Raw genomic sequence first — 14,393 nt, forward strand, 5'->3', positions numbered from 1 at the left:
ACTAGGTTTTTAGACACCTCATGACTTAGTTTTTAATTTACTTATAGAATTCTTGTAGTGGATTTTTAATAAATCCTTTTAATTTCAACAATTCGTAAGGGTGTTGCTTTTTTTCAATTGCTGCTGTTCTTAATGTTAACAATGGTAATAATTCTCTCTTTTGCATCTTTGATTCTTTATTTTCTTTCTTTTGTTGATTTAGTGTAATTGCTTGTTGAATTGAATCTGTTTTTAATACATTTAAATCTGTATCAATCGGGTTATTTTCAACAATTTTAATGATAATTCGCTTAATATCACTCAATTCCAGATTATCAAAAATACCTAGTGAAGCTACCTCCACAGTTAAACTTTCTATCGTATCCTGTCGCTTATATCTCAAAGTATTTTGTCGTTCTTTCATCGCCTCTTTGATTTTACCTTCATACTCTGTATTTTTCTTATGGTTAATCATCAGATCGTCTAGATTTATCATAATATCCTCGTACTTATACATCGCTTTTAAATCGTTTTTACGAATTGCATTGAGCATTGGTTGGATAATTCTCATATCCTCTTTTGCTGTCTTCTTCAGAACACGTGGAGTAATTCTTTCTTCCTCATTTGATTCATCAAATAAAGCTCGCTCCTGTGCTAAAATAAACAAGTTCACAGCAACCGAAGTTATCCCCTGACATTCCTCATAAAAAGTCCTTTTCACATCTTCAGTAAGTTCTGAGCGTATTTTAAGACATTGTAATTCCCATAAAGTTTCTAAAAAGAACTCCCATTCCTCACTGTCCTCAGCCATACGGTCCCAAATAATCGCTCCGTCACTCGCTGCACGACGAGCTTGTCGGAAGTTCCCTTTAAATAGTTGCTGTGCTTTTGAAGTACCAATCAATACAGTAGGAATACCAACCGTATTTGATAACGTAACAAAGAAATTCAGCATTTCCTCTTGGTCATTTTTAGAATGTAAAAGATGTTGGATCTCATCGATGACTAGCACACCAATACCATACATACTGGCTAATGAAGTCATATGCAAAAGCATTGTTGATGTAACACGATTTAAATAGCCGTATTTCTCTAAATACCGTGTGCCAAGTAAATTATCAATCGCTTTGAAAAAGCTTTTACAAAGCGTTGATAAACTGCCATCATATGGACAATCAATTTTCAGCCAAACAATTTGCGTACGATTAAAAGGCTGGCCTTCATACGTCTCATGTTTAATGACTTGAGGATACATTAGCAACAACCGTTCAATCGCAGTTGTTTTACCGATACCAGAGATTCCGATAATTGATAAACTATCTGCTGTAGAACGAATATAATTCAAGCGCTCATCAATGTATTTGTGAGCTTCTTCCTCATCTTCACGCAATTGGTGTAATACTCGAATACGTTCTAAAAATGTTCTATCTAAAGGATTTCGAGCTAGGTAACCTCTACGAATTAGCGTAGAAAGTCTCCGTTCTACTTCAAAATGGATAGGTAAGGGCTGAATAAAGTTTTTCACACGTTTCAGCACATGATATCGGATATTCGTTTCACTTTGCTTTTCTTGCTGAGTAATACGTGGTGTTACCATAAATCGCTCTAGCACATTGTCTTCACTGAAAATAGGGGGAAGAGCTTCGATGAATGGATTTTTACTATACTCTGATAAAGCCTGTTCCTTATATGTAGCTTCCACAAAATCGCCTTTAAGGACAAGGCTATTCGTCTTTTCCAAACGTCTCATCTCTCTTCTTCTTTAGTTTTTCCATTAGACGTGAACTAGATTTTTGAGGTATGTCATCTTGCACTTTTTCTTTTGTTACAAAATCAATAACATCTGCTTGATCACTGACTACAGCTGGCGATAGATCAAACTTTTCCTCTTCACGATTTAACTGTTTTTCCGTATGTTTGTTATCTCTTATCGATACAATTTTTTCTTTCTTACTTGTCGGTTGATTGAATGATTGCCTTTTCTTCTTTTCTGCCTTTTTTATTATTTCGTTCATCATGGCATCTGTATTAATTGTTAGCTGCACTTGATGAGAGCGTTCGATCTCTTCCAACTCACTCCGTAGCTGTTGCTGAAAAACGATTTCCTCTAAAAAGTCATTTCGATACTGTTGACTCGGTTCAAGTAATATACACTCTTCATAATCCTTACCATTATCATGAGGAATATATATCTTCTCGACATTACGAGGGTCATAAACAATTTCAACACTGCGATTTTTAAGCTTCAAATACCACTGTTCTTCAATGGCTTGTCGTGAACCATATAACAAGTTTTTAAACTTAATACCGGCTCTAGAAATGGTTGCCTTGCCACGTGGTAACACATTTAAGCGTAGAATATTACGATCAACTGTTCTTAAACGCCCTTTACGATTTTGAATGCCCCAGTTCCATAAATTTACCGGTGTTGGCACTAGACCATCTGTAATCATTTCTTTTTCCATTGGATATTTATCAATGATTTTATGATTATGATGAAGGACTAGCGTAATAATTAATGTTGTGAATTCTTTAAGATTTAACGTAGCATCTAAACGATAATCTTGATCTCCACGCTCTCGATATTCCTTTTGAATTGCACCAGGAGCCTTTTGCTTTATCTTACCGTTAAACGTACGAAATTTACGTTCAACAATTCCTTTTAAATCCCCTCGGTAAGCTGTCGTATTTTCTATTTTTATATTTATGTTATTGATCAAATTTCCTACAGAATATCCCTCAAACTCTCCTCGGTCTGCAATAATAATTTCTGGTAAATGTTTTGTTGGCCATTGTTCCTCTGTAATTTCGATTCCATATTGCTTACAAAAACCCACCTTGTCTGACACCATATTATCTAAAGCCATCATCGCTCCAATCCATGAGGGCCCTTCTAATCCAACATATATTCCTGTTATTATTCGTGAATACACATCAATAACTGCATAAATAACAGGGCGGCCAATGACTTTATTTACATCAAATGAGCTCACTAAATATATATCTGCAATGGTAGCATCAATTTGAAAGCGAGTACCTGGACCATTTGTTTCCGATTTTGAATCACTTAAAATAGGTCGATGCTTCAGTTCATATTCTTTAGCACTTTTACGGAACTGAATATCTTTCTTTGGATCTTCTATTTTCTTAAACCAATAGTAAAACTGATGGTATGACGGTATTCGGTTTGCTTCCCAAACTCTATACTTCATTTCACCATTTTCTTTATAACGGTTTGAATAAAAATCACGCAATATAAAATGATAGACATCTTTTAATGAGTAATTGTTCGTTTTTCGGTAAAATTTATTAATGGCATGCTCAAACTGTAGCTTCACTTCGTCTGTTATATTAATGCCAGTTTGATAATCACCACTAATGTTCACTCTACGTGGACGACCTGTTTTGGCTTCTGTCAAAGATTTTGCTTTACCTTTGCCACCAGAGTTTGCATAGTCTGGTAACATGGCATTTTTATTCATACCACGTTGCCAATAACGACTAAGTAGTTTTTTTACTTTAGTAGGTGTTATATTAAGCTCTTCAGCAATTTCTTTAATTTTTGACTCTCTTCCACGTTTCAAAAGCAATTCATTCATTTGTAGTAAACAATGCTCTTGAATGGTAGCCCAATCTTCTTCACGTTTTTGAATCTGTACTTCTGTTAGATCATTATCTGCTACAACACGGACAAATGGATCTGCTATTACAAGCAATTCATACTGTTCAATTTCTGTAGCTAATGTTGTATATAGTTCTTTCTTAGGCATGGACGTATGAGCATCTATATCAACAATAAAAACATACGATTCCTCTATTTCAATTACACGAATTCGCTTAGAATCTTTCACATATTGAAGTACCTGATTAATATAAATCATCCGTATTTCACCTTCTTCACCTTACTTTCATCAACTGATTTAATAATAATTGGATGCTCTAAATCTATCGACTTCAACATATCTATAATGATAATTTTTTGAGCTATCAAATGATAAAATAGTGTAACCCCACTGCCAAAAGGTAAATGCGTGTCTTTATCAAATTCATTTGTGATTTTACGGATGCTTTCATTAGTGCCTAGTAGTCTTTGCATTAAAGAAATAGATAAATCTTCAATATACTGCGCATTCATTTCACGAAATACATCATAATCTCGAATGTCATAGTAATCGTGGATATAACTGATATTTCTAGCCATTGTTTTAGGTATTTCTTCTTCTGTTACAATGCCCCAATCAATCTCTTTTCGATGCCAATACTCACGTTCAATCTCAAACTTTTCAAGAATACGCTCTTTTAATAATTCATCCTTCATTTTAATTGTACGAGCTACTTCAATTACGCCTTGTCCATTATTAATCGTTAATAAAAAATCCGTTGTCATCACAATCGGTTCCCCCGTTTTAGGATCAGTAGGATGTTTAACACCTAACTCATCTGCAATGACAATAGTTTCTTCCAACGGTAATAAAGGAAATTGCTCACGAATATCCAAAACGAAATTCGAAAATTCAGTTATATAAAAGTAGTTTCGTTCTAAATCTGATAAAAATTCATGCTGCCTGTTTGTCTTTATTCCTTTCAAGCGAGTAGATCTTCCTAACGAAGATACATCTTGGATCTTTAACCATGGTTTATATTCTGAACCAATACCTGAACCACGGCCTTCTTTTATCCATTTCTCAATTTTAGATGTTCTTTTTCTTTTTGACATAAAAACACCCCTTTAGACAATTATATCCAAAGGGGTAAAACGGTACAACTTTGTTATAAACGGTATAAGTTTCTTTTAAACGGTACATCTTTCTTATAAACGGTACATCTTTCTTTTAAATCTACAGTCCATTACATCTAATAATATTTTTTTACTCCACCGTCACACTCTTAGCCAAATTCCGCGGTTTATCTACATCACAATCGCGGTGTAGGGCAGCGTAATAAGAAACTAATTGTAACGGAATAACAGAGATAAGTGGTGTTAACATAGGGTTTACTTCTGGAATCACGAAGCTATCCCCTTCTGTTTCTAAGCCTTTCATGGAAATAATGCAAGGGTTCGCGCCACGAGCGACGACTTCTTTCACGTTTCCACGGATGCTTAAGTTTACATGTTCTTGGGTTGCTAGAGCGATAACTGGTGTACCTTCTTCGATTAAAGCAATGGTTCCATGCTTTAATTCTCCACCCGCGAAGCCTTCCGCTTGGATATAAGAGATTTCTTTTAGTTTCAGTGCACCTTCTAGACCGACGTAAAAATCAATACCACGGCCAATGAAGAAAGCATTGCGTGTTGTTGCGAAGAATTCACGTGCTAAGCGTTCAAATTCTTCTTTTTCATTACATAGTACTTCCATTGCGTTTGCAACAATGCCTAACTCTTGTACAAGGTTGAAATCAACTTCGTTACCACGTCTTTTTGCTGTTACAGCAGCTAGGATGGCTAATACAGCTAACTGAGCAGTGTAAGCTTTCGTTGAAGCAACGGCAATTTCAGGACCTGCATGTAGTAATAGTGTGTAATCCGCTTCTCTAGAAAGTGTAGAACCTTGAACATTTGTAATTGTAATGGCTTTATGACCCATTTCTTTCACTTGTACAAGAACCGCACGGCTATCAGCTGTTTCACCACTCTGTGAAATGAAAATGAATAACGGCTTTTCTGAAAGCAATGGCATATTGTAGCCAAATTCGCTTGAAATATGAACTTCTACAGGAATTTTAGCCATTTTCTCGATGAACTGCTTGCCTACTAGACCTGCATGATAAGAAGTACCTGCTGCTATAATATAAATGCGATCGGAATCATTCATTGAATCCAGGATCTCTTGGTCGATTGTTAACTCGCCATTTTCAACTTGATACTTTTGAATAATTTTACGCATAACAAGTGGCTGCTCATCAATTTCTTTTAACATATAGTGAGGGTACGTGCCCTTTTCAATATCACTAGCGTCTAATTCGGCAGTATATGGATCACGGTGAATCACTTCACCAGCTAAATTCTTAATTGTTACATCTTCTTTCGTCACGATAACAATTTCTTTGTCCATTAATTCCACATATTGATTTGTTACTTGTAGCATCGCCATCGCATCACTTGCCACAACATTAAATGCGTCACCAAGTCCAACTAAAAGTGGACTCTTATTTTTCGCAACATAAATCGTATTCTTATCTTGCTCATCTAAAAGGCCAAGCGCATAGGAACCATGAAGCAACGTCAACGTTTTGCGGAAAGCTTCTTCCACTTGCAAACCTTCTCCAACAAAAAGCTCAATCAATTGCACGATGACTTCCGTGTCCGTTTCACTTTTAAATTCAACACCTGTTAAGTATTCATTTTTTAAAATTTCATAGTTCTCAATTACACCATTATGAACAAGCGTAAAGCGTTCAGAAGTACTTTGATGCGGATGTGAATTTCCTTTACTTGGAACCCCATGTGTCGCCCAGCGGGTATGTCCAATTCCAGCATTCGCCATCACATCTGAATTGACTTCCTCTCTTAAATCAGCAATACGACCTTTTTCTTTAAAAACATGAACACCTTGTTCGTTCATTACAGCGATTCCAGCAGAATCATAGCCACGGTACTCAAGCTTTTCTAACCCTTTTAATAAAATCTCTTTTGAATCCTGATTCCCAATATATCCAACAATACCACACATTTTATTTCCTCCTATTATAAGAGGACAAGTAGCTACAGGAGACACACTTGTCCCCTTATCTCTGCAGTTTATAATTGTATGATTGTCGAACCACTCCATCTTCGATTCTCATGTCACTTATTCTCCCCTTTGTACATTCAGTTACCCGAATGGTTTAAAGAAGAACTTACGATTGGTGATACAACCGGGAGGTTCCCGCCGAAAAATTCGATACTCCTCCACCTCGTCAACTAACCACTATTTCGATCATTGGTTAGTTCTGGCGCTTCATTTTCGTTAATACGTCTACTTGCCTCCTATATTAGATTAGAGTGGAATGTTTTCTTTTACAAAAACAGGATTATCATACACCATGGACTGGAATACGTCAACGGATATGACTTACAATCTTTTTCCAAGATCATAACAACACAAAGAAAAGGTGTATAATGTAAAATATGCATAAAGGCGCAATTGCGTTCCTTTATGCATATCTTTTCATCTATTCTTCTTTTAAACCCATCTCTGTCTTTACTACATTTGCAATTCTTTCTACATAATCCGCACAAGATTCTTCGGTTGCCGCTTCAGCCATTACACGTACGAGTGGTTCCGTACCAGAAGGACGAACCAAAATCCGACCATTACCATTCATTTCGGTTTCCACTTCATCGATAATTGCTTTTACTTTTTCATTTTCAGTTACATGATACTTATCTGTTACTCGAATGTTTACAAGCTTTTGCGGATATTTCTGCATCTCACCAGCTAACTCTGACAGAGATTTTTTCGTCATCTTCATAATGTTAACTAACTGAAGTCCTGATAATAGGCCATCACCAGTTGTATTATAATCTAGGAAAATAATATGTCCTGATTGTTCTCCACCTAAGTTATAACCGTTCTTTTTCATTTCTTCGACCACATAGCGATCACCTACTGCTGTTTGAACACTTTGAATCCCATGGCCTTCAAGCCCTTTGTAAAAACCAAGATTACTCATGACGGTTGAAACGACGGTGCTATGCTTTAAACGACCATTTTCCTTCATATACTTCGCACAAATATACATGATTTGATCACCATCGATGATATTTCCCTTTTCATCAATAGCAATTAATCGGTCACCATCGCCATCAAAGGCTAAACCAACATCTGCATTCTTCTCTTTTAAGAAGGCTGCTAACGCTTCAGGATGAGTAGATCCCACCCCTTCATTAATATTCAAACCATTTGGTGAAGCTCCCATCGTTGAAAGATCCGCTTCCAAATCCGCAAATAAATGCGCAGCTAATGCGGATGTTGCACCATGGGCACAATCCAGTGCTACATGGATGCCTGAAAAATCTTCATCCACTGTTTGTTTTAAGTACTGAAGGTATTTCTGCCCACCCTCAAAATAGTCATTTACATGCCCAAGCTTCTCTCCTGTCGGTCTCGGTAATGAGTCTTCTGGTAAATCGAGTAGATTCTCAATTTCTTCTTCTTGTTCATCCGATAGTTTAAAGCCGTCTGGGCCAAAAAACTTGATCCCATTGTCCGCCACTGGATTATGAGAAGCAGAGATCATAACCCCTGCTTGCGCACCTAAAACCTTCGTCAAATAGGAAACCCCAGGAGTGGAAATAACGCCAAGTCTCATCACTTCCGCTCCTGTTGAAAGAAGACCTGCTACTAGGGCACCTTCTAGCATATGACCAGAAATTCGTGTATCTCGTCCAATTAATACTTTCGGTCGATCCTTGTCTTTCGTTAAAACATATCCTCCAAAACGCCCAAGCTTGAATGCAAGCTCTGGTGTTAGTTCGCTATTTGCCACTCCGCGTACACCATCTGTACCGAAATATTTACCCATCCAAAAATCGCTCCTTTTTATTCAAAAAAATTGCCCGGTCTATACTTCCTTCTGTGTGATAGAGATATGGGCCACTCGCTTATCTAATTTCCAATTTACATCCGCTGGACCTTCTACTCTAATATCTACTTCATGATTTCCTACCCTTAAACTAGATACATCGATAAATAGTTTAAAATCATTTGGACTTAAATTATTGATTTCATCACTTGGTCCAAAGACGGTCAAATCAGCCAGTGCACCTATGGGGTCTTGGAACTCTAACTCATATGAATCTGATAGCCCCTCATCCCTAATGATGAGATTGGAGAATGTTCGCTCCTCCATTTTCGTCACTTTTACTTTGACTTTTACCGTTTCTGGTGTGACTTTCGTTATACCTTCCGAAATGATAACAGGTAAAGTAATCGTGGTATCCCCATCAATCGTATCTAGGTTCACTTCTACTCGTACACTTTCTGTCTTTTTTAATACATCTTCTGTGCCAATAATTGTGGCCTCATCTGTATCAAGCGTCATATCTTCTAAAAGTATTCCATCAGGAAGACTTCCTTTTTTAAGAATCTTTATTGGAACCTTCTTCTTCGTACTTTTAACAGGAATCGTTACTTGAACGGTTTCAGGTTCGATCACCACATCAAGCTTATTTAACTCTCGGTCTAATACCCGAATTTTAGCATCTCTCGTGATAGTATCATTAAATTCATCTTTCATATCCAAAGTGGCCTTCACATAGGTGATTCGATCAATTGTACCTTTTGCACCTGTTATTTGAACCTTTGATGGTTCCACTACTGGTTTTTCAGCTACATAGCCGTCTTCAAGTAAACCCGTATTATACTCTGCTTCCACATCGAATACCTTCGTTACTCTTTCTTGAACAGAAATATTTGCAAAGGTTGGATCGATTCGTGCTTCTAGTTTACCAGAGATATTTTTTATTTTTATCGGAACGGTATGATCCCCTATTGTGATATCCTCTAAGTCTACATAGACTTCAAAGTTTTTTAAAGCCTTAGCAGACTGTACTTGGGGCATCGGTCCTTTAATCGTTACGTCAACGGTATTAGGAATCCCCGAAATAACAAGATTTTCGGTGTCATAATAAGAGGTCACTTGGACACCTTCTATCGTTTCTGTATTTCGGTCACTAGGAACGCTATTGTCTGACGACTTTTTGTTGATATCCGAAACAGCTGAATATAGAAGTAAAGCTAACAGAAGAGCAATGATTTTCATAAACCAACGTTGGTCCATCAATTTATCCATTATTCTTCCCCCTCCAATTCCATCTGGTAGAAGAAGTTGGTTTTGTCTGTTGATTCGCTAATAGTTCATTGGAAAGTAAGTCTCGAAGCGTAGCTAAATTTAAATCCCTATGTAATTCGCCATTTTTTGTTAATGAGATACTTCCTGTTTCTTCTGAAACAATGACGGTCACACTATCTGTCACTTCGCTTATACCTAATGCTGCCCGGTGCCTAGTTCCTAACTCCTTCGATATAAATGGACTTTCTGAAAGAGGTAAATAACAGGCTGCTGCTGCAACATTATTTTTTTGAATAATCACTGCACCATCATGCAGAGGCGTATTCGGTATAAAAATATTGATCAATAACTCTGATGATAAATGAGAGTGTAATGGGATTCCTGTTTCAATATACTCACTCATCCCAGTCTCTCTTTCAATCGAAATTAATGCACCAATACGACGTTTTGCCATGTAGTCTGTCGCTTTTACAATGGCTTCTACACCCTTTTGCTGTTCTTCCTCTTCATTTACGGTCGTTCTAGAGAAGAATCTACCTCGTCCAAGCTGCTCTAAAGCACGACGAAGCTCAGGTTGGAAAATAATAATAATTGCAAGAAATCCCCACGTTATGGCTTGTTCCATAATCCAACTTAATGTTTTCAAGCCGGAAAATTCACTGACAATTTTCACAAGAAGGATCACGAAGATTCCTTTTAACAATTGAACCGCTTTCGTCCCTTTAATGACCATTATCAGTTTATAGATCACATACCATACAAGGAGAATATCAACAACAATAGCTAAATATTTCAAAATAGCGAAATCGGCCATCAGCATTGTCCTTCCTCCATATAAGGTTAAATATATAAACACTTCACCGCATTAACGTACTGGGGGTCAGACCCCCAGTGCGTTAATGCGTTACAGTAATATAAATATTTGTATATAACTCTTACATTATAACATATTTACGGTTACTTATATTCTTTCAAAAATGATAGTCACTCTATTCGAGTGACTATCATTTTTCATTTATTCTTCTGAGAAGAGATTGACTGTATCTTTTGCAGTTTTCTTCGTATGATACCAAATCCAGTCGAATAACTCATTGATTTCTTCAATTTCGCCTGTTACTTGACCGGCTGAGGCTAAATACTGCTCACCATTTATGACCGTTACATTTCCTTTTACTTGACCGTTGATTTTCAAATCACCATTTTTGACAACAATATCTCCCTGAACTGTTTTCCCTTCTGGGACGATAACTGTATTATTTTCAATAATTAAATTTGGATTCTTAGAAACAGAAAACTCGTGATCTTCGTTCCAGCCTGAAATAAAGCTTCCTACCATTAAAGCTAAAAACAAAGAAGCAGCCGTTAATACAGGATGCTGACGAAGCCATCTCTGCACCCCCACCTTCTTTTTTTCTTTCGGAAGACGAGCCATAACATTCGCAGTAAAATTTGCTGGTGCTTGAATATGAGAGGTGCTCTGAACTAAGGCAATAGACCTTTTTAACTCTTGGAAGTGATTATGGCATTCAGGACATGTTTGGAGATGCTCCCTTAGTATTTCCTCATGCTCTGATGAAATCTCTTCATCTAAGTAATCATGCATATATTCAATGATGTTGGATTTAGAACAATTCATTTGACTCACCTCTATTATACGTTACGTAATTGCTTCCTTAATGCTTCTCTACCCCTATGAATCCTTGTCTTAACAGTCCCAATAGGTAAATTAAGCAGCTCACTAATTTCATTTAAAGAAAGCTCATCAATATACTTTAATACAATAACAGATCGGTATTTATCCGGAAGCTTCATAATTTCTCGTTGAATGGTTTCTTCAAGCTCTAAACTTTCTAATTCCTTTTCTGGCATATCAGTTGTTGAAGGAATATGAGAATACATATTTAATCCATCTGTCCCTGAAACCTCAGAATCAAGATAATAATCTGGCTTTTTCTTTCTAATACGATCAATACATAAGTTCGTTGCAATCCTGTAGAGCCATGTAGAAAACTTCAAATCAATATTAAAACTATGAATATTAATGTAGGCTCGTATAAAAGCTTCTTGTGCAATATCTTCCGATTCATGGCGATTACCGAGCATACGGTAACATAATTGATACACTTTATCCTTATAGATTTCCACCAGTTCCCCGTAAGCATCCTGATCGCCTTTTAAGACCTGTAAAATTCTCTTTTTTATAATTGCTTCCATTTATGTTTTACCTCCGCTCTATGCGGCTAATCGATATACGAATCGACTGCGAAAAGGTTTCATTTTTAATAAAAAAAATTATCAACTCTTCTATATTAACAAATATTTACTTATTAGGTTTAAGAATTTTCAAAAAAGGAAATAAAAATTACTAAACATGATATATGCGAGGATGATTCAGCTGGAGATGAGATCAGATCAACTACTTGTAGACATTGAAAGGTGCAGAGGAGAAATGGTGGAATTAGCAAATGCTTTAACTTATTCAAATAAAAAAGTTGTAGATGTAAGTACAAAATTAGACAAGTTATTAAATAAATATCATACCCTAAATGGAAAAAATAAGCAGTAGCCGATGAAATCCAGCTACTGCTATTTTTTATTTTAATTTTTCACCAAACAGTGAGCCTATTAATGCTACGGCAACAGTGGCTGTTTTATTTTTTTCATCTAGGATCGGGTTAACTTCTACAAATTCAGCCGATGTAATAATCTCCGCTTCAGCAAGCATCTCCATTGCTAAGTGGCTTTCTCGGTAGCTAATTCCCCCAATAACAGGTGTTCCCACCCCAGGAGCATCATGTGGGTCTAATCCATCTAAATCCAATGATAAGTGAACCCCATCCGTATTTTCCTTAAGATATGAAATCGTTTCTTCCATGACCTTTGTCATACCCATGCGATCAATTTCATGCATTGTGTATACTTTAATTCCTTTTTCTTTGATAAGTTCTTTTTCGCCCTCATCTAAGGAACGTGCACCAATGATAATAATATTTTCCGGTTTTACCTTTGGACTATAACCAGCGATTTCAGTTAAGGCAGGATGTCCAATGCCCATACTAGCTGCTAAAGGCATGCCATGAATATTACCAGATGGAGATGTATCAGCCGTATTTAAATCGCCATGGGCATCATACCAAATAACACCAAGGTTTTTATAATGCTTTCCAACACCTGCTAACGTACCAATTGCAATACTATGGTCACCACCAAGCACTAATGGAAAAGCACCATCTTGAATCGCTTGATCAACAGCAGCAGCTAGCTTTTCGCTACCCTCTGCGACAGCTTTCAAATTCTTCAAGTTGGAATCTGAGCTATGCACCTTTTCTGCTCTTCCAATCTCGATGTCACCGAAATCTTCTATTTCATAATTTATATTTTCTAATCGCTCAACAACACCAGCGTATCTAATTGCACTTGGTCCCATATCGACGCCTCTTCGTGTTTGGCCTAAATCCATCGGAACCCCAATGATTGAGATTTTCTTCATGATTAACTCCCCCCATATTCCCAGTACTATATTATTTTAACCGCTTTCATCCCTTTGACTCAACTCGACAAAATAATGAATATATATACGGTCGTCAAGGAACTAGCCTTCTTTTAATAAAAATAGTTCATGATCATAAACAGAGTTAATTCTAGTTTAGTAAAGAGAACAAAGGCGCGACGTCCTTTCGCATTGTCGACACTAGTACTTAATGTACTTCGGGGCTAGGACGCTTGCGCTGGATGTGGACTATACAAGTTAAGAAGTTATCCACATCCGAGTATTTTATAGTTTCCTTAACAATAGAAAAATGCCATTACTTTCCTGAGAAAGTAATGGCATTTTAATGAGCCATGAAGGACTCGAACCTTCGACCCTCTGATTAAAAGTCAGATGCTCTACCAACTGAGCTAATGGCTCTTGGCTGGGCTAGCTGGATTTGAACCAACGCATGTCGCAGTCAAAGTGCGATGCCTTACCGCTTGGCTATAGCCCAAAGTTTTAAAAATAAAAAGGACAGTTATAGTTTGTCCCAATTTTCTTTTTTTATAAAAAGTAAATGGTGGAGGGGGACGGATTCGAACCGCCGAACCCAAGGGAACGGATTTACAGTCCGTCGCGTTTAGCCACTTCGCTACCCCTCCAGGTTATTAAAGAGTGCCGGCGAGAGGACTTGAACCCCCAACCTACTGATTACAAGTCAGTTGCTCTACCAATTGAGCTACACCGGCATAGTGTTTTTAAAAATATGGTGGAGGATGACGGGATCGAACCGCCGACCCTCTGCTTGTAAGGCAGATGCTCTCCCAGCTGAGCTAATCCTCCGTTAAATGGTGACCCATACGGGATTCGAACCCGTGTTACCGCCGTGAAAGGGCGGTGTCTTAACCGCTTGACCAATGGGCCTTAATATAAATTATGGTAAGCTTCCAAGCGGGCTCGAACCGCTGACCTCTTCCTTACCATGGAAGTGCTCTACCTGCTGAGCTATGGAAGCATTTAAACTACCTGCTCGCTTATAAAGGTCTTTTAAAAAATATGGCTCCGCAGGTAGGACTCGAACCTACGACCGTTCGGTTAACAGCCGAATGCTCTACCACTGAGCTACTGCGGAACGATATTATGCCTGGCGACGTCCTACTCTCACAGG

At 37.4% G+C, this 14,393-nt stretch carries 11 protein-coding genes and 8 tRNA genes; 1 reads left to right on the top strand and 18 read right to left on the bottom strand.

Annotated features, from left to right (window positions below; genetic code table 11):
* Positions 1–37 precede the first annotated feature (37 nt).
* From ACFSO7_RS00755 to sigW, 9 genes are all read right to left on the bottom strand, one after another.
* Positions 38–1,729, bottom strand: a complete 1,692-nt coding sequence (locus tag ACFSO7_RS00755) for an ATP-binding protein (RefSeq protein WP_377874462.1) — start codon at positions 1,727–1,729, stop codon at positions 38–40.
* Positions 1,704–3,860 (bottom strand): Mu transposase C-terminal domain-containing protein, encoded by a 2,157-nt coding sequence (locus ACFSO7_RS00760; RefSeq protein ID WP_377874464.1) that lies wholly within the window; start codon positions 3,858–3,860, stop codon positions 1,704–1,706. Before ACFSO7_RS00760 ends, ACFSO7_RS00755 begins: the two co-directional genes overlap by 26 nt.
* Positions 3,857–4,696, bottom strand: a complete 840-nt coding sequence (locus ACFSO7_RS00765) for a TnsA endonuclease N-terminal domain-containing protein (protein WP_377874466.1) — start codon at positions 4,694–4,696, stop codon at positions 3,857–3,859. Before ACFSO7_RS00765 ends, ACFSO7_RS00760 begins: the two co-directional genes overlap by 4 nt.
* Before the next feature lie 151 nt (positions 4,697–4,847).
* Positions 4,848–6,650 (bottom strand): glutamine--fructose-6-phosphate transaminase (isomerizing), encoded by a 1,803-nt coding sequence (gene glmS / locus ACFSO7_RS00770; RefSeq protein WP_377874468.1) that lies wholly within the window; start codon positions 6,648–6,650, stop codon positions 4,848–4,850.
* 481 nt (positions 6,651–7,131) lie between these two features.
* Positions 7,132–8,484: a phosphoglucosamine mutase gene (gene glmM / locus ACFSO7_RS00775; RefSeq protein ID WP_377874469.1), complete on the bottom strand. Its 1,353-nt coding sequence runs from the start codon at positions 8,482–8,484 to the stop codon at positions 7,132–7,134.
* Between the two features lie 39 nt (positions 8,485–8,523).
* On the bottom strand, positions 8,524–9,753 hold the full coding sequence (locus ACFSO7_RS00780; protein WP_377874471.1) for a CdaR family protein: 1,230 nt from the start codon (positions 9,751–9,753) through the stop codon (positions 8,524–8,526).
* Positions 9,746–10,573, bottom strand: a complete 828-nt coding sequence (gene cdaA, locus ACFSO7_RS00785) for a diadenylate cyclase CdaA (RefSeq protein WP_377874473.1) — start codon at positions 10,571–10,573, stop codon at positions 9,746–9,748. Before cdaA ends, ACFSO7_RS00780 begins: the two co-directional genes overlap by 8 nt.
* 195 nt (positions 10,574–10,768) lie before the next feature.
* Positions 10,769–11,389: an anti-sigma factor family protein gene (locus ACFSO7_RS00790; RefSeq protein ID WP_377874475.1), complete on the bottom strand. Its 621-nt coding sequence runs from the start codon at positions 11,387–11,389 to the stop codon at positions 10,769–10,771.
* Positions 11,390–11,403: 14 nt separating this feature from the next.
* Complete coding sequence (sigW, locus tag ACFSO7_RS00795; protein WP_377874476.1) at positions 11,404–11,967, bottom strand: RNA polymerase sigma factor SigW; 564 nt, start codon at positions 11,965–11,967, stop codon at positions 11,404–11,406.
* A 187-nt stretch (positions 11,968–12,154) separates the two neighbouring features.
* On the opposite strand from sigW, the gene ACFSO7_RS00800 reads away from it, so the two are divergent.
* A complete protein-coding gene (locus ACFSO7_RS00800; RefSeq protein WP_377874477.1) occupies positions 12,155–12,319 on the top strand; it encodes a Spo0E family sporulation regulatory protein-aspartic acid phosphatase in 165 nt (54 codons plus the stop codon).
* A gap of 27 nt (positions 12,320–12,346) precedes the next feature.
* Here ACFSO7_RS00800 and rocF read toward each other — a convergent pair whose 3' ends face one another.
* The 9 genes from rocF to ACFSO7_RS00845 all read right to left on the bottom strand — a co-directional run bounded on the left by rocF (position 12,347) and on the right by ACFSO7_RS00845 (position 14,357).
* Positions 12,347–13,243 (bottom strand): arginase, encoded by an 897-nt coding sequence (gene rocF, locus ACFSO7_RS00805; protein ID WP_377874479.1) that lies wholly within the window; start codon positions 13,241–13,243, stop codon positions 12,347–12,349.
* A gap of 347 nt (positions 13,244–13,590) precedes the next feature.
* Positions 13,591–13,663, bottom strand: a tRNA-Lys gene (locus tag ACFSO7_RS00810).
* 1 nt (position 13,664) lies between these two features.
* Positions 13,665–13,739 (bottom strand) — tRNA-Gln (locus ACFSO7_RS00815).
* A 64-nt stretch (positions 13,740–13,803) separates the two neighbouring features.
* Positions 13,804–13,887 (bottom strand) — tRNA-Tyr (locus ACFSO7_RS00820).
* A gap of 14 nt (positions 13,888–13,901) precedes the next feature.
* Positions 13,902–13,974 (bottom strand) — tRNA-Thr (locus ACFSO7_RS00825).
* Between the two features lie 18 nt (positions 13,975–13,992).
* Positions 13,993–14,068: transfer RNA gene (locus ACFSO7_RS00830), tRNA-Val, on the bottom strand.
* Positions 14,069–14,074: 6 nt separating this feature from the next.
* Positions 14,075–14,149, bottom strand: a tRNA-Glu gene (locus tag ACFSO7_RS00835).
* A gap of 18 nt (positions 14,150–14,167) precedes the next feature.
* A tRNA-Thr gene (locus tag ACFSO7_RS00840) sits at positions 14,168–14,240 on the bottom strand.
* 42 nt (positions 14,241–14,282) lie between these two features.
* Positions 14,283–14,357 (bottom strand) — tRNA-Asn (locus tag ACFSO7_RS00845).
* Positions 14,358–14,393: the final 36 nt, after the last annotated feature.

Source organism: Bacillus sp. CGMCC 1.16607 (genome assembly GCF_042683745.1).
In the GTDB taxonomy this organism is placed as follows: Bacteria; Bacillota; Bacilli; order Bacillales; family Cytobacillaceae; genus Pseudoneobacillus.

Coding starts and splice junctions, on each gene's coding strand:
- glmM (WP_377874469.1), bottom strand. CDS start 8,484: ATGGGTAAATATTTCGGTACAGATGGTGTACGCGGAGTGGCAAATAGC.
- ACFSO7_RS00780 (WP_377874471.1), bottom strand. CDS start 9,753: ATGGATAAATTGATGGACCAACGTTGGTTTATGAAAATCATTGCTCTT.
- sigW (WP_377874476.1), bottom strand. CDS start 11,967: ATGGAAGCAATTATAAAAAAGAGAATTTTACAGGTCTTAAAAGGCGAT.
- ACFSO7_RS00800 (WP_377874477.1), top strand. CDS start 12,155: ATGAGATCAGATCAACTACTTGTAGACATTGAAAGGTGCAGAGGAGAA.
- ACFSO7_RS00760 (WP_377874464.1), bottom strand. CDS start 3,860: ATGATTTATATTAATCAGGTACTTCAATATGTGAAAGATTCTAAGCGA.
- ACFSO7_RS00755 (WP_377874462.1), bottom strand. CDS start 1,729: ATGAGACGTTTGGAAAAGACGAATAGCCTTGTCCTTAAAGGCGATTTT.
- ACFSO7_RS00790 (WP_377874475.1), bottom strand. CDS start 11,389: ATGAATTGTTCTAAATCCAACATCATTGAATATATGCATGATTACTTA.
- rocF (WP_377874479.1), bottom strand. CDS start 13,243: ATGAAGAAAATCTCAATCATTGGGGTTCCGATGGATTTAGGCCAAACA.
- glmS (WP_377874468.1), bottom strand. CDS start 6,650: ATGTGTGGTATTGTTGGATATATTGGGAATCAGGATTCAAAAGAGATT.
- cdaA (WP_377874473.1), bottom strand. CDS start 10,573: ATGCTGATGGCCGATTTCGCTATTTTGAAATATTTAGCTATTGTTGTT.
- ACFSO7_RS00765 (WP_377874466.1), bottom strand. CDS start 4,696: ATGTCAAAAAGAAAAAGAACATCTAAAATTGAGAAATGGATAAAAGAA.